The sequence below is a fragment of the Micromonospora sp. DT44 genome (assembly GCF_049841635.1).
GTDB lineage: Bacteria > Actinomycetota > Actinomycetes > Mycobacteriales > Micromonosporaceae > Micromonospora.
This window is the reverse complement of the sequence record NZ_JBNCKS010000072.1, coordinates 1-18,407: the sequence shown is the minus strand read 5'-3', so window position 1 is coordinate 18,407 and position 18,407 is coordinate 1. Positions and strand designations below refer to the sequence as shown.

The window sequence follows — 18,407 nt, the reverse complement described above, 5'->3', positions numbered from 1 at the left end:
GAATTCCACAAGGAGAGACGACGATGTCGATTACCCCCGAGCACCCGGCCGCGCTCGACCGCCGCACGGTGCTGCGTCGCGCCGCCGCCGTGGGCATGCTCGCCACCCCGGCCATCGGCCTGCTCAGCGCCTGCGCGACGAGCAGCGGCGGTGACAAGGACAATGAGAAGGCCGCCGAAGGCACCAAGAGCGAGAAGAACCCGCTGGGCGTCAAGGAAGACGCTCCCATCGAGGTGATCATCTTCAACGGCGGTTACGGCGAGAAGTACGCGACCGACGTGCACGAGCCGCTGTACAAGAAGGCGTTCCCGAAGGCGGAGATCAAGCACCAGTCCACGCAGGCCGTCTCCACGGTGCTCCAGCCGCGGTTCGCGTCCGGCAACCCGCCGGAGTTCGTCAACAACTCGGGCGAGAAGCTGATCGACTTCGGCTCGCTGGTCGCCGACGGTCAGCTCCAGGACCTCACCGAGCTGTGGGACGCCCCGTCGGTCGACGACCCGGCCAAGAAGGTCCGCGACACCGTGGTGCCGGGCACCGTCGAGGCGGGCTCGTTCAACGGCAAGCCGTACGTGCTGTACTACGTCTCCACCGTCTTCGGCATCTGGTACTCGGCCAAGCTGTTCAAGGACAACGGCTGGGCCCCGGCGAAGACCTGGGACGACTTCATCAAGCTGCTCACCGCCATCAAGGCCAAGGGCATCACGCCGTACGGGTACGCGGGCGCGAACGCGGCCTACTACCAGTGGAACGTGATCCTCACCCAGGCCGCCAAGATCGGTGGCACGGACGTGCTGAAGAACATCGACAACCTGGAGGACGGCGCCTGGAAGCAGGACGCGGTCAAGCAGGCCGCCGCGGCGTGGGCCGAGGTCGGGGCGAAGTTCAGCGACAAGAGCTTCGAGGGGCTCAAGCACACCGACGTGCAGCTGCGGCAGAACCAGTACAAGGTGGCCCTGTACCCCAGTGGTGACTGGCTGGAGGGCGAGCAGAAGCAGGACACCCCGGCCGGCTTCGACTACCAGCTCATGCCGGTGCCGAGCCTCACCGCGTCGGACAAGCTGCCGGCCACCGCGCTGCGGGCGACCGCGGGCGAGGGCTACTTCGTCTCGGCCAAGAGCAAGAACCCCAAGGGCGGTCTGGAGTACATGCGCCAGATGCTGTCCAAGGAGGGCGCGAAGGGCTTCACCGAGGTGGTCAAGGCCCCGACCGTGGTCACCGCCGGTTCGGAGGGCTTCGCCTTCCCGCCCGGTGTGGCCAGCTCGCAGGCCGCGCTCAAGGCGGCCGGCCAGGACGTGTTCAACCTGTACTTCGACGGCTGGTACAAGGAGCTCGACACGGAGGCGCGCAGCGCCACCAACGAGCTGATGTTCGGCCGGATCAACGCGGATGCCTTCGTGGAGCGGATCCAGAAGCGCGCCGACGCGATCAAGAAGGACAGCTCGGTCGCCAAGTTCAAGCGCTGATCGATCGGAGCTAGGGTCATGCGGCACGGCAAGTATCCCTTCGTGGTCGGGTTCCTGTTCCTCCCGGTCACGCTGTACGTGACATTCGTGATCTGGCCGTACGCGCAGGCGTTCCAGATCTCGATGACCAACTGGCGAGGGCTCTCCGCCCCGCAGTGGGTGGGCTTCGACAACTACCGGAAGCTGCTCGACGACGGCGCCTTCTGGAAGGCGGTCCAGCACCACGGCGTACTGCTGCTTGCCCTGCCGCTGATCACCATCGCCATCGCGCTGTTCTTCGCCTTCCTGCTCAACGTGGGCGGCAAGAGCAGTGGCGGTCAACGCCAGGGGGTCTGGGGGGCGAAGTTCTACCGGGTGGTGTTCTTCTTCCCCCAGGTCCTGGCGGTGGCGATCATCGCGGTGCTGTTCCAGATGGTCTACCGGCCGAACGAGTCCGGCCTGATCAACGGCGTGCTGATGAAGTTCGGCCTGGAGCCGATCCTCTTCCTCATCAGGCCGAACCTGGCCCTCTGGTCGATCCTCGCGGTGCTGGTCTGGCAGGCCGTCGGCTTCTACGTGGTGCTCTTCTCGGCCGGGATGGCCTCCATCCCGGGCGAGATCTACGAGGCCGCGGAGATGGACGGCGCGTCGAAGGTGACGCTGTTCTTCCGGGTCACCCTGCCGCTGCTCTGGGACACGCTCCAGGTCGCGTGGGTGTACCTGGGCATCGCGGCGTTCGACGCGTTCGCCATCGTGGCCGTGCTCTCGGTGGACGGCGGTGGCCCGGACGGCGCCACCACCGTGCTGGCCATGGAGATCTACCGCAACGCGTTCGTCTACTCGAAGTACGGCTACGCCTCCGCGATGGGCGTGGCGCTGTTCTTCCTCACCCTCACGTTCGCGGCGCTGACGCTGCGGCTCACCAAGCGGGAAAGCGTGGAGTACTGATGAACCCGCAGTCGACGCTGCCGCCGACGCCGGCGGCGCTACCGCCGAAGACCGGCGATCCGTCCGCGACCGACGGCCGGCGGGGCAGGAGCCCTCGTTCGGAGGTACGGCTCTTCGCCAGCCTCGGGCACATCGCGCTCGCCGTGTGGGCGGTGATCGTGATCGTCCCGATCCTGTGGACGTTCCTCGCCGCGTTCAAGAACACCAGCGAGATCTTCAGCAGCCCGTGGACCCTGCCAGCCGAGCTGCGCTGGGAGAACTTCGGCCGGGCGTGGACCAAGGCGAACGTCGGCCGGTACTTCCTCAACAGCGTCTTCGTGGTCGCGTGCAGCACCTTCGGCACCATGCTGCTCGGCTCGATGGCCGCGTACGTGCTGGCGCGCTACAAGTTCTGGGGCAACCGGGCGATCTACTACCTGTTCGTCTCGGGGCTGGCGTTCCCGGTGTTCCTGGCCCTGGTGCCGCTTTTCTTCGTGGTGAAGCAGCTCGGCATGCTGGACACCTACCAGGGCGTCATCCTGGTCTACATCGCCTACTCGCTGCCGTTCACGATCTTCTTCCTGGCCGCGTTCTTCAAGACGCTGCCAACCTCGGTGGCCGAGGCGGGGATGATCGACGGCGCTGGGCACACCCGGCTGTTCTTCCAGGTCATGATGCCGATGGCGAAGCCGGGCCTGATCAGCGTGGCGATCTTCAACATCATCGGGCAGTGGGCGCAGTACCAGCTCCCGTTGGTGCTGCTCTCCAACGCCAAGGACAAGTGGGTGCTCACCCAGGGCATCGCCGACATCTCGGTCAACGCCGGCTACGAAGCCGACTGGTCCGGGCTGTTCGCCGCCCTGACCATCGCCATCCTTCCGATGATCATCGTGTACGCGGTGTTCCAGCGGCAGATCCAGGCGGGCCTCACCTCCGGCGCGGTCAAGTAACTCCGGTCACCGCGCGTCGGCGCGGGCGTGCCACGAGCGCCAGAGCGCCGCGTACGCCCCGCCGGCCGCCAACAGGTCGTCGTGGCTACCGATCTCGGTGATCCGGCCGTCCGCCAGGACGGCCACCCGGTCGGCGTCGTGCGCGGTGTTCAGCCGGTGCGCGATGGCGATGACCGTCCGCCCGACGAGCACCGCCGCGAGGGCCCGCTCGGTCCGCCGGGCGGTGCTCGGGTCGAGGGCCGCGGTCGCCTCGTCCAGGATCAGCGTGTGCGGGTCGGCGAGCACCAACCGGGCCAGCGCCACCTGCTGGGCCTCGGCCGCGCCGAGCTGCCGGGCGCCATCGCCGAGCGCCGTTCCCAGACCGTCGGGCAGCGCGTCGAACCAGTCGGCGCCCACCGTGGCGAGCGCGGCGCGCATCTGATCGTCGGTGGCGTCCGGGGCGGCGAACGCGAGGTTGTCGCGGACCGAGCCGATGAAGACGTGGTGCTCCTGAGTGACCAGGGCGATCCGCCGTCGTCGTTCGGCCGGGTCCAGGTCGGTGACCGGGCAACCGCCGATGCTGACGACGCCCTGCCGGGGCGCGTCGATCCCGGCGAGCAGCCGGGCCAGCGTCGACTTGCCCGCGCCCGACGGGCCGACGATCGCCAACCGTTCGCCGGGCCGCACCTCCAGGTCGATGCCGTGCAGCACGTCGTGGCCGTCGGCGTACGAGAACCGCGCCTCGGTCACGACGAGGCGCTCGCCCCGCGACGTGGCGGTGCCGCCGGGCGACTCGGGCGGGACCAGCCCGACCCCGAGGACCCGGGCGTACGACGCGAATCCCCGTTGCGCCTGCTCGGTCCACTGCAACAACCGGTCCAGCGGGTCGATGGCCTGTTGCAGGTAGAGCGCGGCGGCGATCACCGACCCGAGGGACACCAGGTCGGCGGAGAGTAGATAGCCGCCAACCAGGAGGACCAGGGCGATCGGCAGGGGATAGCTGGCCTCGACCACCGAGAAGAACACGGTACGCAGCGCGAGCGTCGCCCGGCGGGCCTGCCACACCCGGGCGACGCGGGCGGTGCCGTACCGGACGCGGTCGTCGGCCAGCCGCAGCGCCTCGACCGTGCGGGCGCCCTCGGCGGTCGTGGTCAACGCCTCGGTCAGCTCGGCCGCCTCCGCGCCCTCGGTGAGATACGCGGAGCTGGCCCGCCGCAGGTACCACCGGGTCGCCGCCACGATCGACGGCAGACCGGCCAGCGCCGCGAGCCCGAGCAGGGGGTGCAGCAGGAAGACCGCGCCGAACAGCAACGTCAACTGCACCGAGGCGATGACGATGGTGGGCGCCACGTCCCGGACCGTGGTGCCGACGGTCGCCACGTCCACCGAGCTGCGGGTCGCCAGGTCCCCGGCGCCGGCCCGCTCCACAACCGACACGGGCAGGGCGAGCGTCCGGTCGACGAACTGTTCGCGCAGCTCGGCGACGGCGCGTTCGCCGAAGCGGTGACCGGCGTACTGGGCGTAGCGGGCGAGCAGCGCGCTAACCACGACGCAGCCGGCGATCGCCAGGGCCAACCGGTCCACCGTCGCCACGCCCGCGCCCGCCGTGACCCGGTCGACGATGGTGCCCAGCAGCCAGGGCGGGGCCAGCCCGACGAGCGCGGCGGCGCCGTGCAGCGCCAGCACGACGCCGACCGCCCGGCGATGTCTGCTGATCATGTCCCGCAGGGCGCGGCGTACGGTGCCGCGGTCCGCGACCGGCAGGCGGCTCACTGGTACGCCTCCTCAGCGTCGGAGTGCTGCTCGTCATCGCTGCCCCGGGCCACCAGGTGCCGGTAACCGGGGACGTATTCGAGCAGGCCGTCGTGGGTGCCGGTGGCGGTGATCCGGCCCTCGCTCAGGTGCGCGACCTCGTCGGCGCGGCCGAGCAGCAGCGGCGACGTGGCGAACACAACCGTGGTCAGCCCGGCCCGCGCGGTCCGTAGCCGCTCGGCGATCCGGGCCTCGGTGTGCGCGTCCACGGCCGAGGTGGGGTCGACGAGGATCAGCACCTCCGGCTCGGCGAGCAGCGCCCGGGCCAGCCGTACCCGTTGGCGTTGACCGCCGGACAGCGTCCGGGCCCGGGCGTCCAGCGGGGTGTCCAGCCCGGCCGGCAGGGCGTCGACGATGTCGTCGGCCGACGCGGTCCGCAGGGCGGCGCGGATCTCGGCGTCGTCGGCCCCGGAACTCAGCACGTCGCGCAGCGTGCCGGCGAAGAGGTACGAATCGTGGTCGGCGACCAGGATCCGGGCCCGGACCTCGTCCAGGGCGACTGCGGTCAGCGGTACGCCGCCCCAGGTGACGTCGCTGGTGACGTACCGGCCGAGCCGGTCCGCCAGCGCCACGGCCTCCGCCGGGTCGTCGGCGGCCACCGCGGTCAGCCGCCCGGCCCGGACGGTCAGCCCGGTCGACGGGTCGTGCAGGTTGGCGGTGCCGGTCGGTGCGGGAACGGCGTGCGGGTCGCGGGCGCCGGGGACACCGGCCGGCCACCGGCGGCCCGGCCCACCGACGTCGTCCGGGGCGAGCCGGAGCAGGCCGGCGATCCGTCGGGCGGCGACCCGACCCCGGATGAGCTGGTGACTGCCCTCCAACAGGAACCAGACCGGCACGATCAGCGTCGCCACGTAGCCGTAGACGGCGACGAGCTCGCCGACCGTGACGTCGCCGGTGACGGCCATCCGTGCGGTGAGCCACACCACCGCCGCCAGGAAGAGGCCGGGGATGGCGACCGTCGCCGCGTCGATCCAACTGATCACCGCTCCGACGCGGTAGCCCTCGGCGCGCAGGGCCTGCGATCGCGCCGCGTACCGGCGGGCGAAGAGGTCCCGGCCACCCACCCCGGCGAGCACCCGAAGCCCGGCCACGATGTCGCCAGACCGGGCGGTCAGCGCGCCCTGCTGCCCTCGGTAGACCGACTCCGCCTGTTCGAGCCGGCGCAGCAGCGGCCCGACGACGAGCGCGACCGCCGGCACCCCCACCAGCACACAGAGCGCCAGCAGCGGGGAGATCGACCAGAGCACCACGGCGATGACCCCGTACGCGACGACCGCCCCGACCCCGGGACCGGTCAGCGTCAGCACCTGCGCCGACCACTCGATGTCGGACCCGCCGACGGTGGCCACCTCACCGGTGGCCGAGCGCCGCGGCAGCGCCGCGCCGACCCGGGACAGGTGCCGCAGCAGCACCTCGGCGGAGCGGGCCTTGGCGTCCTCCCGGATGAAGGTCATCGTGCGGTGCCGCATGATCCCCAGGTACGACAACCCCACTCCCGCCACGACGATCGCCGCGACCCACAGGATCAGGGCGCGGGTGTCGCGGTCGCGCAGCCCGTCGTCGACGGCGCGGGCGATCAGGTAGGGCCGGACCGACAGCCCGACCATCCAGGCTGTGCCGAGCAGGCTGCCGCGCAGCACCCGGGCGGGTTGGCGACGCACCAGCCACCACAGGTACCGCATCGGACCACGGGTGTCGGGGGTGCCAGGGTCGGAGTGCGGGATCTGGACGGGCACTCGGTAACGCTACCGAGCGGCGGGCCGACCCACCGACCCGTTTTCCTGTCGGAGGGGGAAGGCAGAATCACATTCGTGCTGGTGGCGGTGGTGGCAGATGAGCGGGGCGGGGGAGAGCTGTGCCCGCTCGACGCCGCCGGCCGCCCCGCCGGCCCGACCGAGACCGTCACCGACCTCGCGTCCGCGGTGGCCGCCCGGGAGGCGGTCGCGCGCCCGCGCTGGGTCTGGGCGAGCGCGGGCACGATCTACCCGGCGCTGCTGCGGGCCGGGGTGCGGGTCGAGCGGTGCCACGACGTGGAGTTGACCGAGGCGTTGCTGCTCGGGCACGCCGGCCGGTGGGGCGAGCCCCGCGCGCTGGCCGCCGCCTGGGCCCGCCTGACCGGCGGGCCGGTGCCGGCCGATCCACCGCCGCGTGCCGCCGCGCCGCCCGGGCACGGCCAGGGCGCGCTCTTCGACACGCTGCCGGGCCCGCCGGGCCCGGGCATCGAGGCACTGACCCAGGTGTACGCCGATCAGCTCGCCCGGGTCTTGAGGACCGAGCACCCCGGCCGGTTCCGGTTGCTGGTGGCCGCCGAGTCGGCTGGCGCCCTGATCGCTGCCGAGATGGGTGCCGCCGGGCTGCCCTGGCGCGCCGACGTGCACGACGAGATCCTCGCTGAGCTGCTGGGTGAGCCGTCGCCGGTCGGCGGGCCGCCGCGCCGGTTGGCCGAGTTGGCGGCCCGGATCGCCGACGCGTTCGGCGTCCGGCGGCTGCACGCCGACTCCCCGGCCGAGTTGCTCCGGGCGTTCGCCCGGGCCGGCGTGGAGCTGCCCAACACCCGGGCCTGGGTGCTGCGCGGCGTGGACCATCCGGCGGTGCCGCTGGTGCTCGAATACAAGGAGCTGTACCGGATCTGGACGGCGCACGGCTGGTCCTGGCGTGAGCAGTGGGTGCGTGACGGGCGGTTCCAGCCGGAGTACGTGCCGGGCGGGGTCGTCTCTGGCCGCTGGGCGACCCGTGGCGGTGGCGCGTTGCAGATCCCCAAGGTGATCCGTCGGGCGGTGGTGGCCGACCCGGGCTGGCGGCTGGTGGTGGCCGACGCCGGCCAGTTGGAGCCCCGCGTCCTGGCCGCAGTCTCCGGGGACGCGCGGTTGGCGGCGGCGGGTGGGGCCGGCGACCTCTATGCCGCGCTGGCGCGGGAGTCGTTCGGCGGTGACCGTCCCCGGGCCAAGGTGGCGTTGCTGGGCGCCATGTACGGGCAGACCGGCGGGGCGGCGGTGCCCGCGTTGGCGGTGCTGAGACACAGCTATCCGACGGCGTTCGGCTATGTGGAGGCGGCGGCGCGTACCGGCGAGGCGGGCGGCCTCGTGCGGTCCTGGTTGGGTCGGACGTGCCCGCCGGGTGGCGTGGGGCCCGTCGACCCGGACGAGGGGCCGATCGACCCGGACGCCGCCGCTGACCGGCAGAGCCCGCGGGCGCGTGCCGCGCGGTCCCGGGGACGGTTCACCCGCAACTTCGTCATCCAGGCCACCGCCGCGGAGTGGGCCTCCACGCTGCTGGCCACCCTGCGCGCCGAGTTGGCCGGCACCGACGCCGAGATGGTCTTCTTCCAGCACGACGAGGTGGTGGCGCACTGTCCCGCCGAGCAGGCCGAGACGGTGGCGGCGGCGGTGAACCGGGCGGGCGAGCGGGCCACCGCGCTGCTGTTCGGCGAGACTCCGGTGCGCTTCCCGCTCGACCTGTCCATAGTTGACTGCTACGCCGACGCCACCTGAGCGGCCGGGCCGCTGGGTTCGGTAGAGGTCCGTTGCGTAACGGTTGCACTATTTTCCCTTTTCGCCCCGCCACCCGTGCGCGGCTCTCCTCGTTGCAGTGTCCGTAGGAGGGGCCGGCCGGTCACGGTCGGTCCCGTGCTTGAGGGGGCCCAGCTGAACCGGATCGCAGGAATGATCATCGCCGCAGGTGGTGGACGCCGTATCGGCGGTCCCGAGGCGCTGCTGCACCAGGGCGAGAAGCCGCTGGTCAACCAGATGATCGACACGATGACCGAGGCGGGCTGCGGGCAGATCGTGGTCGTCCTGGGCGCCGCGGCCGACCAGGTCCAGGAGACCGCCGACCTGGGCAAGGCCACTGTGGTGGTCAACAAGGCGTGGGGCACCGGGGTGGGCTCGTCCATCCGCGCCGGCCTGGCCGCGATGGACGACGCGGGTATCGAGGCGGTGGTGGTGGTGCCGGTCGACATGCCCGGCCTGACCGCGGTGGCCGTACGCCGGGTGGCCGCGCTGCCGTACCCGGACGTGCTGGTCTGCGCCACCTACGACGGGCTGCGCGGCTACCCGATGCTGTTCGGCCGCCGACACTGGTCCGGCATCGCCACCCTGGCCAGTGCCGACGTGGGCGCGCGGCCGTACCTGCTGGCGCACAAGGACCAGATCGTCGACATCGCCTGCGACTCGGTGGCCGACGGCAGCCGGGTCGACAGCCCGGAGTTGATGGAGCTCTACGGCCTCACCGTCCCGCCGCAGCGCGTCGGGGTGTAGGTGACCGGGCATCACACCTGGTAATGCTGCACGACGCAGAACTCGTTGTCCTCCGGGTCGGTCATGACGAGGACTGCGCCCTCTTGGTAGTCATGCCGTTCACCTGTCCACCGCCCGCCCAACATCCCGATCCGATCGACCGCTTCGTCAACGTCGGTAACGGCGATGTCGAGGTGTAGTCGCGTCTTGCCGGCCTTGGGCTCCGGGACCGGCTGGAATGTCAGCACCGGGCCGCCCCCGGCGACACTGACGCGCCGCCAGCCGGGGAGAGACTCCGTCACGCGTCCGCCAAGCACCTCGGACCAGAAGTCAGCCAATCGCTGCGGATCCCGGCAGTCGACCGTGACTCCGGCAAGTCGCCCCAGTGTCTCCACGACATCGACCATAGCGACGACGTGCAGCCGCTCCCACTGAGGGCGCTACTCATCTCGGCAGCTTGCGGCTGCCGGAACAGCGGCGTCGCGGTCAGTCCTTCGCCTGGTCCAGATTGCCGGTGGCGGCGAGGCGTCGGTACCAGTGCGCGCTGTCCTTCCAGGTGCGCTCCTGGGTGTCGTAGTCGACCCGGATGATCCCGAAGCGGCGGTCGTAGCCGTAACCCCACTCGAAGTTGTCCAGCAACGACCAGACGAAGTAGCCGCGCACGTCGGCGCCCTGCGCGCGGGCCTCGGCCATCGCGCCGATGTGCCGACGCAGGTAGTCGATCCGCAGGTCGTCGTGGATCCGTCCGTCGGCCGCCACCTCGTCGTCGAACGCCGCGCCGTTCTCGGTGATCATCATGGGCTGGCCGGGATGTTCGCGCTGGAGCCGCAGCAGCAGCTCGGTCAGCGCCGGCGGGTCGATGTTCCACCCCATCGCCGTGTACGGGCCGGGCTGCGGCAGGAAGTCGACGTCGTCGGCGCCCACCCACGGCGAGTGCGCCGACGCGCCGTGACCGTCGGCGTCCGAGCGGGCCGAGTGCCCGTCCCAGGCGCGGACCAGAGTGCTGGAGTAGTAGTTGACGCCCAGCACGTCCAGCGGCACGGCGGCCACCTTCTCGTCGCCGTGGCGCACGAACGACCAGTCCGTGACGCCGGCCGTGTCGGCCAGCAGGTCGGCCGGGTACGCCCCGTTGAGCATCGGCCCGAGGAACGCCCGGTTGGCCAGCGCGTCGATGCGGCGGGCCGCGTCGACGTCCGCCGTCGCGTCCGAGGCCGGGCGGATGACGTGCAGGTTCAGCGTCACCGACAGCTCGGCGGCCGGCGCCGTCTCCCGGACCACGCGACCCGCCAGGCCGTGCGCGAGGTTCAGGTGGTGTACGGCCGCCAGCGCCGCCACCGGCTCGGTCCGACCCGGCGCGTGCACGCCGGAGCCGTAACCCAGGTACGCCGAGCACCACGGCTCATTGAGCGTCGTCCAGGTGTGCACCCGGTCGCCGAGCGCGGCGACGATCCCCGCCGCGTACTCCTCGAAGCGCAGCGCCGTGTCCCGTACCGGCCACCCGCCGGCGTCCTCCAGCTCCTGCGGCAGGTCCCAGTGGTACATGGTCGCCACCGGGCGGATGCCGCGCTCCAACAGGCCGTCGACGAGCCGGGAGTAGAAGTCCACGCCGGCCTGGTTGAGCCGGCCGGAGCCGCCCGGTTGTACCCGGGGCCAGGAGATCGAGAAGCGGTACGCCCCCAGGCCCAGCTCGGCGACGTGGTCGAGGTCCTGCGCCCAGCGGTGGTAGTGGTCGGCGGCCACGTCACCGGTGTCGCCGTTCAGCGTCCGCCCCGGGGTGTGGCTGTAGGTGTCCCAGATGGACGGACCCCGCCCGTCCTCGCTGGCCGCGCCCTCGATCTGGTAGGCCGCCGTCGCCGAACCCCACAGGAAACTCTCCGGGAAGGCATGTGCCGTCACTGTCCTGCCACCTCCGTCCCGGCCACCACACAGTGGTACGCCGACGATTCACCCGCCACCAGTTCCGCCCTGGCCACGCCGTCGCGGAAACTTACCTCGAACTCCGCGCCGGCTCCCCGGGCGGGCGACGGAATCCGTACCCGCCGCCGCTGCCCCTCGGCCGGAGCGTAGAGACACAGGCGGACACCGTCCGCCCAGTCGTAGTCGGGCCGGTCGGAGCGCGCGCCGAACGCGATGACCGCGCCCGGCCGGGCGAGCACCGGCAGGCTGTCGAACTCGTGCTTCTCGGTCACCCAGGCCGGACCGGTGAGCTGGGCGCCGGTCAGCAGGTGCGTCCAGGTCCCGGCCGGGACGTAGAAGGTGACCTGACCGTCGGCGCTGAGCACCGGCGCGACCAGCAGGTCGGCGCCGAGCATGTACTGCCGGTCCAGGTACGCGGCGGCCGGATCGTCCGGGAACTCCACGATCATCGGACGCATCATGGGGATTCCGTCGCGGTGTGCCTCCTCGGCCGCCGCCGCCAGGTACGGCATCAGGCTGAGCTTGAGCCGGGTGAAGTGTCGCAGCACGTCGACGGCCTCCTCGTCGTACGCCCACGGGACGCGGTACGAGCCGGAACCGTGCAGCCGGGAGTGCGACGAGAGCAGACCGAACGCGATCCACCGCTTGAACACGGCCGGGTCGGGGGTGCCCTCGAAGCCGCCGATGTCGTGGCTCCAGTAGCCGAAGCCGGACGCCGCCAGGGACAGCCCGCCGCGCAGCGACTCCGCCATCGCGACGAACGTCGCCTCGCAGTCCCCACCCCAGTGCACCGGGAACTGCTGTCCGCCCGTCGTGGCGGAGCGGGCGAACACCACCGCCTCGCCCTCGCCGCGCTCGGTCTCCAGCAGCTCGAAGACGGCCTTGTTGTAGAGGTAGGAGTAGTAGTTGTGCATCCGCTGCGGGTCGGAGCCGTCGTGCCACACCACGTCGGTGGGGATGCGCTCACCGAAGTCGGTCTTGAAGCAGTCGACGCCCATGTCCAGCAGGACCTTGAGCTTGCCGGTGAACCAGGCGACCGCGTCCGGGTTGGTGAAGTCGACGAGCGCCATGCCGGCCTGCCACTTGTCCCACTGCCAGACCGAGCCGTCCGGGTTGCGGACCAGGTAGCCGGCCCGGCGGCCCTCCTCGAAGAGGTACGAGCGCTGCGCGATGTACGGGTTGATCCAGACGCACACCTTCAGGTCGCGTTCGTGCAGGCGGCGCAGCATCCCCTCCGGATCGGGGAAGGTCGCCGGGTCCCAGACGAAGTCGACCCAGTGGAACTGGCGCATCCAGAAGCAGTCGAAGTGGAACACCGACAGCGGCAGGTCCCGCTCGACCATCCCGTCGACGAACTCGGTCACGGTCTTCTCGTCGTACGACGTGGTGAACGACGTGGACAGCCACAGCCCGTACGACCAGGCGGGCACCCGGGCCGGTCGGCCGGTCAGCGCCGTGTACCGGCGCAGCACGTCCTTCGGGGTGGGCCCGTCGATGACGTAGTAGGTGAGCGACTGGCCCTCGACGCTGAACTGGTTCTGCGCCACGACCTCCGAGCCGACCTCGAACGACACGTGCTCCGGGTGGTCCACGAAGACCCCGTAGCCGGCGCTGCTCAGATAGAACGGCACGTTCTTGTACGCCTGCTCGCTGGCCGTGCCACCGTCGGCGTTCCAGATGTCGACGGTCTGGCCGTTCTTGACGAACGGGCCGAAGCGCTCGCCCAGCCCGTACACCGTCTCGCCGACGCCGAGGGCGAGCCGCTCGTGCACGTGCCGCCGGCCCTGGCCGTCGGTGACGATTCCGACGCTGCGCGCGGTGGACGCGGTGAGCAGCCGGTCGCCGTGCCGGAACTGGACCCGCCAGCCGTCGACCAGCGCGACCCGCGCGGTCAGCTCGCCCGTGGTCAGCGACGCGGTGATGCCGGTGATGTCGACGGTGACCGGCTGGGCGCTGTCGGCGGTCAACCCGAAGTGCGGCTCGCGGGGGAGTCCGCCGCTGTGGTGACCGATCGTCACCCCGATGACGCCCGGCGCGGGAGAGAAGAACCGGACGGTGACGACGGGCCGGTTCAGGGTGTCGCCCCGACCGGTGATCTGACCGGCCGGCGCGAAGACGGTGAAGCCGCTCTGGTCCGGCTCGACCGATTCCACCGCGCCGGGGCGCAGCACGCTGACCCCCGGGCGCAGTTGCCAGTACCCGTCGGTGAACTTCACTTCTCGGCTCCTGCCGTGATGCCGCGCGCCAGGGTGCGCTGGAAGATGAGGAAGAAGAGGATGGCCGGCACGAGGCTGATCAGCGCGCCGGCGTTCGTCGTCGGGGCGTCCATCAGTCGGTCGCCCTGCAACGAGGCGAGCGCGACCGGGATGGTCTGCGTCTGGTTGTCGATCAGCATGACCAGCGGGATGAGGAACTCGTTCCAGGTCCAGATGAAGAAGAAGATGAGGAGTACGGCCAGGGTGGGCCGCAGGTTGGGGAAGACCACCCGCCACAGCACCGTCCACTTGCCCGCGCCGTCCAGCGCGGCGGCCTCCAACAGCGAGCGCGGGAAGGTGCCCAGGACCGAGGCCAGCAGGTACGTGCCGAAAGCGCCCTGGATCACGGTGAAGATGATGATCACCGCGAGCCGGGTGTTGTAGAGGCCGACCTCCTTCGCCACGTAGTACAGCGGGTAGATCAGCGCCTCCTGCGGCAGCATGTTGGCCAACAGGAACAGCCCGACGATCCACAGTCGGCCACGGACCCGGCCGATGCCGAGGGCGTACGCGTTCAGCAGGGACACGAGGACGCCGAGCACCGCCACGGAACCGGCGATGAGCGCCGAGTTCCACAGCTTGAGCGGGAAGTCGACCTCGTTCCAGTACGTCCGCAGGCCCTTCGTGTAGAACTCGCTGGGCCAGCTCAGCGGCCCGGCCGACGAATAGTCACCGGGCGACTTGAACGCGTTGAGCAGCATGAACGCGAACGGCACCAGCATGACGAGCGCGCCGACGGTGACCAGGGCGAGCACGACCCAGCGGCCGACGCCGCGGTGGTGCCGGTCGCGGGCGTGCCGGCGGACCGGCGTCGGGGCCGGGGCCGGGGTGAGTGTCGCGGCCATGTCAGAACCCCCGGTCCCGGCGCTCGGTGCGCGCCTGCCACCAGATGAAGACCCCGGCCACCACGACGATGATCAGTGTGAGCACCGTGGAGATCGCCGAGCCGTAGCCGACCTGGAGCTTCTTGAAGAAGGTGTAGTAGGCGAAGTAGGACGGCACGTTCGTGGCGTTCTCCGGGCCGCCCCGGGTGAGCGCGAAGATCGGCCCGAACACCTTCAACGCCGCGATGGTGCAGGTCAGAGCGACCACGAAGGTCTCCGGCCGGATCTGCGGCAGGGTGATCGCCCGGAACCGGTGCAGCCAGTTCGCGCCGTCGACCTCGGCCGCCTCGTACAGCTCCGGGTCCACCCGCTGCAACGCGGCCATGAACACGACCACCGGGTAGCCGATCTGCACCCAGATCATCACCGCCATCACGGCCGGCAGCGCCGTGTCCGGGTCGCCGAGCCAGTCGTGGCGCAGCGCGCCGAGGCCGACCGCGTCGAGCAGGCTGTTGAACGCGCCGTCGGGGCGCAGGATCCAGCCCCACACGATGCCGGCGACCACCACCGGCAGCACCTGCGGGAGGTAGAAGGCGGCCCGCAGGCCGGCGGCGGTACGCGGCTGGAACCGGCGGCCGATGACGTCGAAGAGCACCGAGGCGAGCAGCAGCCCCAGCAGGGTGGGCAGCACCACCATCGCGACGATCATCGCCACGGTGTTGCGGAACGAGGCCCAGAACACCTCGTCGTCCAGCAGCCGCTGGTAGTTGTCGAACCCCACGAAGGTGGGGTCGCCGATACCCGACCACTTGGTGAGCGACAGGTAACCGGTGCCGACCAGCGGCGCGCCGATCACCAGGAGGAACAGCGCCGCCCCGGGGATCAGATAGAGCCAGTACGCCGCGTCACGGCCGCGAGGTCGGCGGCGGGGCGTGGGCGGGGTGGGTGTCGCCGTCGGGGTGGTGGCGGCGACGGTCTCGGAGACTGCCATGGGAGATCCTTCCCGGCGGTGCGGGCGGGCGCTCCGGTCGTGCCGGTCGCGCCCGCCGCTCGCCGTGTCACTTGCCGGTGATCTCCTTGACGCCATCGGCGTACGGCTTGGCGATCGTGTCGAGCACCTGGTCCGGGGACTTCGACCCGTTGATCAGGCCCTGGAAGCCGCCGACCAGCACGTCGTAGTAGCCGGGCACCGGCCAGTCCGGGTAGAAGGCCAGGCCGTCCTGCTTGCTGACCGTGTTGAAGTCCTCGATCAGCTTGCGGTCCTTCGGGTCGCTGATCTTCGAGGCGTCGGCGGCGATCGGGACGCCACCGTTGTTGCCGATCAGGTCCTGGATCTCCGGGCGCAGGGTGATGTCGATGAAGTCGTACGCCAGGCTCTTGGCCTTGCTGTTCGACGGAACCACCCAGATGTTGCCCGACGACCCGGCGTTGAGGGTGTTGCCGGGGAAGAGGAACGTGTCCCAGTTGGCCTTCATCTCGGTCTTGAACCGGCCGTACCACCAGCTACCGGAGACGATCATGGGGGTCTTGCCGGCGATGAACGCGGTGCCCATGTCCTCGGCCTTGAGGCTCGCCGAGTCCTTGGCGACGTAGCCCTTGCGCACCCACTCGGCGAACGTGTCCGCGCCGTACTTGAGCGGGTCGGCCTTGAAGTCGACCGGGTTCTTGTAGAGCTGGTAGTTGTCGACGAACTGCCGGTCGGCCTTGGAGAGCGCCAACTGGTAGAAGAGCTGCCCGGCCGGGTACTCCGCGCCGGCCATGCCCAGCGGGGTGATCTTCTTGCTGACGAAGGTGTCCATCGCGGTGGTCATCTCGGCCAGCGTGGTCGGCACCTTGACGCCGTTGCGGTCGAACAGGTCCTTGTTGTAGTAGACCGTGACGTACTCGCCGTAGTTGGGCACGCCGAACCAGTTGCCCGACCCCATCACGCCCTTGTCGCTGTACTTGGCGGTGGTCTGGAGGCTGGGGCTGAGCTTGCCGGCCCAGCCGCGCTTGTCGGCCTCGGCGCTCAGATCGGTGAGCAGACCCTGCGACGACAGCAGGCCGGCCGTCGCGTTGCCCTTGTTGTACTCCATGATGTCCGGGCCCTCGGACGAGTTGATGATCATGCCGGCGTTCTGCTGGATCTGCTCGAACGCCTTGCGCTCGAAACGCACCTCGACGCCCGGGTGCTCGGCCTTGAAGATCTCGATCGCCTTGTTCCAGCCGACCCCCATCGCGCTGTTCTCGCTCTCGTAGTGCCAGAGCTTGAGGGTCTTGGCCCCGCTGTCGTCCTCGCTCTCGCCGCCGCCGCAGGCGGCCACGGTGGTCGTCGCGGTCGCCGCCAGGGCGATCGCCGCGACGATCCGGCGGAATCGCTGCATTGCTATCCTCCTCGTTGAGTATCGAGCCCGGTATCTCACTGGGCCCGTCGTCGCGTTGCCGCGCGGCGGCGGGCCGTTTTTACTGGTCAGCCCCCATGGGGTCGCTCTGCTCGTGGTGCCGCGGTCGATCCCCGGACCTCCAGCGAGCACGGCAGCAGTTGCTGGTGGCGCTCGTCCCCCGGTCCGTCCAGGTGGCGTACCAGCGCCTCGATCGCGATCCGGCCCAGGGTCGACCCGGGCGAGGTCATCGCGGTCAACGCCGGGGTGGCCAACTCGGCGACCTGCGGCGAGGTGACCATCGAGACCACCGACACGTCGTCCGGCACCGACAGTCCGCGCCCGGTCAGCTCACCGAGGATGCCGAAGAGCGCCGTCTCGTTCATCGCCAGCAGGGCGGTCAGCTCCGGAGCCCGGTCGAGCGCGGCGGCCAGCGCCGCCCGCCCGCCGGCGGCGCTGTCCTCGGCCGGGATCATGATCGGTTCCAGGCCGTGGCCGGTCATGGCCGTGACAAACGCGTCCCGGGTACGCAACGCCGGGCCGTAACCGCTGGCCAGCGTCGCCGCCGAGTGGTTGACGTAGACGATCCGGCGGTGCCCCAGGCCGACCAGGTGCGCGACGGCCTCGCGCACGGTCTGGTCGAAGTCGATGTCGACGAAGGAGAGCCCGGCGGCGTCGCCGGTACGCCCGATCAGCACCAGCGGCACTCCCGCCTCCTGGAGCACCGTGACCCGCTCGTCGGCGAGCTGCACCTCCATCAGCACAACGCCGTCGAGCATCCGCTGACTGGCCAGCCGTCGCAGGTCGTCGAGGTCGCCGCCGCCGACCGGCGAGAGCACGAGGTGGTAGCCGACCGCGCTGGCCGCGGCGGCGGCACCGGTGACGAACGCGGTCTCGGTGGCGCCCAGACCACGCTCGTCCATCGGCATCAGCAGACCCAGGATGCGGCTGCGCCGGCTGGCCAACCCCCGAGCCATGGCGTTGGGCTGGTAGTCCAGCTCGGCCATCGCCGCGAGCACCTTGGCGCGGGTGGCCTGGGAGATCGGCCGGGCGCCGGTGAGCACGTACGACACGGTGCTCACCGAGACCTGCGCAAGGCGGGCGACGTCGTGCATCGTGGCCACCGCGCACCTCCTCCGGCCCGGGAGTGGAACCGCTTCCGGATGATCGTCGAAGCGTTTCGACGAAACGTTTCGACAGACGCTAGGTCACGTGTTACGGCACCGTCAATAGCCGATGTCGAAAAGAAGTCAGGCGAGCTGGCACCGGCGAGCCACAGATGCCGCCAGGGCGCGGCTGCGCTGTGTGGACCACGTGTCTGGGGGCGCCTCGGCGTGCCAGGGGCAGCAACTTCACTGATGTTGCTGTCTCCGGCGCGTCTGAAGCAGCAACATCGGTGATGTTGTGAGGATCTTGGGCGCGAGGCGCGAGGCGCGAGGCGCGAGGCGCGAGGCGCCGCGATCTTGCACTTTCTGCGCCGACAAAGCGCGCAAACCTCAACACTTCGTCAACCGCAAGTGCAAGATCGGCGCGAGTGGTTGGGCGCTGCGCGGTCCTCGCCCGTCCAGCCGCGGCAAGATCGCGCTCGATCCAGGATCTAGTGGTGTCAGCGCGACGGTAGGCCACTACATCCTGGAGCTTGTCTCATCCTGTTTGGGCTGTTCAGGGGGGATTGACAGGCTGCGTGGAGTAGTCGCGGTGCTGGT

The 18,407-nt window shown here is 70.6% G+C and carries 14 protein-coding genes; 5 read left to right on the top strand and 9 right to left on the bottom strand.

The features are described 5' to 3' along the window. Nucleotides 1-23: 23 nt before the first annotated feature. The 3 genes from ngcE to ACLQ25_RS29095 are packed head-to-tail and all read left to right on the top strand — an operon-like array spanning nt 24 to nt 3,319. Nucleotides 24-1,463: an N-acetylglucosamine/diacetylchitobiose ABC transporter substrate-binding protein gene (gene ngcE, locus ACLQ25_RS29105; protein ID WP_355052755.1), complete on the top strand. Its 1,440-nt coding sequence runs from the start codon at nt 24-26 to the stop codon at nt 1,461-1,463. An 18-nt stretch (nt 1,464-1,481) separates the two neighbouring features. Further along, nucleotides 1,482-2,390 (top strand): carbohydrate ABC transporter permease, encoded by a 909-nt coding sequence (locus ACLQ25_RS29100; RefSeq protein ID WP_425733944.1) that lies wholly within the window; start codon nt 1,482-1,484, stop codon nt 2,388-2,390. After that, entirely contained in the window at nt 2,390-3,319 is a 930-nt protein-coding gene (locus ACLQ25_RS29095; protein WP_425733943.1) for a carbohydrate ABC transporter permease, read from the top strand. The genes ACLQ25_RS29100 and ACLQ25_RS29095 overlap by 1 nt, the downstream gene beginning before the upstream one ends. A gap of 6 nt (nt 3,320-3,325) precedes the next feature. Here ACLQ25_RS29095 and ACLQ25_RS29090 read toward each other — a convergent pair whose 3' ends face one another. Continuing rightward, on the bottom strand, nt 3,326-5,017 hold the full coding sequence (locus ACLQ25_RS29090; RefSeq protein ID WP_425733958.1) for an ABC transporter ATP-binding protein: 1,692 nt from the start codon (nt 5,015-5,017) through the stop codon (nt 3,326-3,328). A gap of 50 nt (nt 5,018-5,067) precedes the next feature. After that, nucleotides 5,068-6,792 carry an ABC transporter ATP-binding protein gene (locus ACLQ25_RS29085; protein ID WP_425733957.1) on the bottom strand — a complete coding sequence of 575 codons (1,725 nt, stop codon included), beginning with the start codon at nt 6,790-6,792 and terminating at the stop codon, nt 5,068-5,070. A 99-nt stretch (nt 6,793-6,891) separates the two neighbouring features. Here ACLQ25_RS29085 and ACLQ25_RS29080 point away from each other — a divergent pair, with 99 nt between their 5' ends. Further along, nucleotides 6,892-8,601 carry a bifunctional 3'-5' exonuclease/DNA polymerase gene (locus tag ACLQ25_RS29080; protein ID WP_425733956.1) on the top strand — a complete coding sequence of 570 codons (1,710 nt, stop codon included), beginning with the start codon at nt 6,892-6,894 and terminating at the stop codon, nt 8,599-8,601. A gap of 171 nt (nt 8,602-8,772) precedes the next feature. Then, entirely contained in the window at nt 8,773-9,366 is a 594-nt protein-coding gene (locus tag ACLQ25_RS29075) for a nucleotidyltransferase family protein (protein WP_425733955.1), read from the top strand. 11 nt (nt 9,367-9,377) lie between these two features. Here ACLQ25_RS29075 and ACLQ25_RS29070 read toward each other — a convergent pair whose 3' ends face one another. The 7 genes from ACLQ25_RS29070 to ACLQ25_RS29040 all read right to left on the bottom strand — a co-directional run bounded on the left by ACLQ25_RS29070 (nt 9,378) and on the right by ACLQ25_RS29040 (nt 17,816). After that, nucleotides 9,378-9,740, bottom strand: coding sequence for a VOC family protein (locus tag ACLQ25_RS29070; protein ID WP_425733942.1), 363 nt, complete (start codon nt 9,738-9,740; stop codon nt 9,378-9,380). Between the two features lie 91 nt (nt 9,741-9,831). Continuing rightward, entirely contained in the window at nt 9,832-11,241 is a 1,410-nt protein-coding gene (locus ACLQ25_RS29065; RefSeq protein ID WP_425733941.1) for a GH1 family beta-glucosidase, read from the bottom strand. Next, nucleotides 11,238-13,478, bottom strand: a complete 2,241-nt coding sequence (gene yicI / locus ACLQ25_RS29060) for an alpha-xylosidase (protein WP_425733940.1) — start codon at nt 13,476-13,478, stop codon at nt 11,238-11,240. The genes ACLQ25_RS29065 and yicI overlap by 4 nt, the downstream gene beginning before the upstream one ends. Continuing rightward, nucleotides 13,475-14,362, bottom strand: a complete 888-nt coding sequence (locus tag ACLQ25_RS29055; protein ID WP_425733939.1) for a carbohydrate ABC transporter permease — start codon at nt 14,360-14,362, stop codon at nt 13,475-13,477. Before ACLQ25_RS29055 ends, yicI begins: the two co-directional genes overlap by 4 nt. Nucleotide 14,363: 1 nt before the next feature. Further along, nucleotides 14,364-15,332: a carbohydrate ABC transporter permease gene (locus ACLQ25_RS29050; RefSeq protein ID WP_357396696.1), complete on the bottom strand. Its 969-nt coding sequence runs from the start codon at nt 15,330-15,332 to the stop codon at nt 14,364-14,366. Between the two features lie 67 nt (nt 15,333-15,399). Next, a complete protein-coding gene (locus ACLQ25_RS29045; protein WP_425733938.1) occupies nt 15,400-16,704 on the bottom strand; it encodes an ABC transporter substrate-binding protein in 1,305 nt (434 codons plus the stop codon). 86 nt (nt 16,705-16,790) lie between these two features. After that, nucleotides 16,791-17,816: a LacI family DNA-binding transcriptional regulator gene (locus tag ACLQ25_RS29040; protein ID WP_425733954.1), complete on the bottom strand. Its 1,026-nt coding sequence runs from the start codon at nt 17,814-17,816 to the stop codon at nt 16,791-16,793. Between the last annotated feature and the right edge of the window lie 591 nt (nt 17,817-18,407).

Excerpts from the sequence above, each read along its gene's own strand:
- ngcE (WP_355052755.1), top strand. The coding sequence starts at position 24 with ATGTCGATTACCCCCGAGCACCCGGCCGCGCTCGACCGCCGCACGGTG.
- ACLQ25_RS29100 (WP_425733944.1), top strand. The coding sequence starts at position 1,482 with ATGCGGCACGGCAAGTATCCCTTCGTGGTCGGGTTCCTGTTCCTCCCG.
- ACLQ25_RS29095 (WP_425733943.1), top strand. The coding sequence starts at position 2,390 with ATGAACCCGCAGTCGACGCTGCCGCCGACGCCGGCGGCGCTACCGCCG.
- ACLQ25_RS29090 (WP_425733958.1), bottom strand. The coding sequence starts at position 5,017 with ATGATCAGCAGACATCGCCGGGCGGTCGGCGTCGTGCTGGCGCTGCAC.
- ACLQ25_RS29085 (WP_425733957.1), bottom strand. The coding sequence starts at position 6,792 with ATGCGGTACCTGTGGTGGCTGGTGCGTCGCCAACCCGCCCGGGTGCTG.
- ACLQ25_RS29075 (WP_425733955.1), top strand. The coding sequence starts at position 8,773 with ATGATCATCGCCGCAGGTGGTGGACGCCGTATCGGCGGTCCCGAGGCG.
- ACLQ25_RS29055 (WP_425733939.1), bottom strand. The coding sequence starts at position 14,362 with ATGGCCGCGACACTCACCCCGGCCCCGGCCCCGACGCCGGTCCGCCGG.
- ACLQ25_RS29050 (WP_357396696.1), bottom strand. The coding sequence starts at position 15,332 with ATGGCAGTCTCCGAGACCGTCGCCGCCACCACCCCGACGGCGACACCC.
- ACLQ25_RS29045 (WP_425733938.1), bottom strand. The coding sequence starts at position 16,704 with ATGCAGCGATTCCGCCGGATCGTCGCGGCGATCGCCCTGGCGGCGACC.
- ACLQ25_RS29040 (WP_425733954.1), bottom strand. The coding sequence starts at position 17,816 with ATGCACGACGTCGCCCGCCTTGCGCAGGTCTCGGTGAGCACCGTGTCG.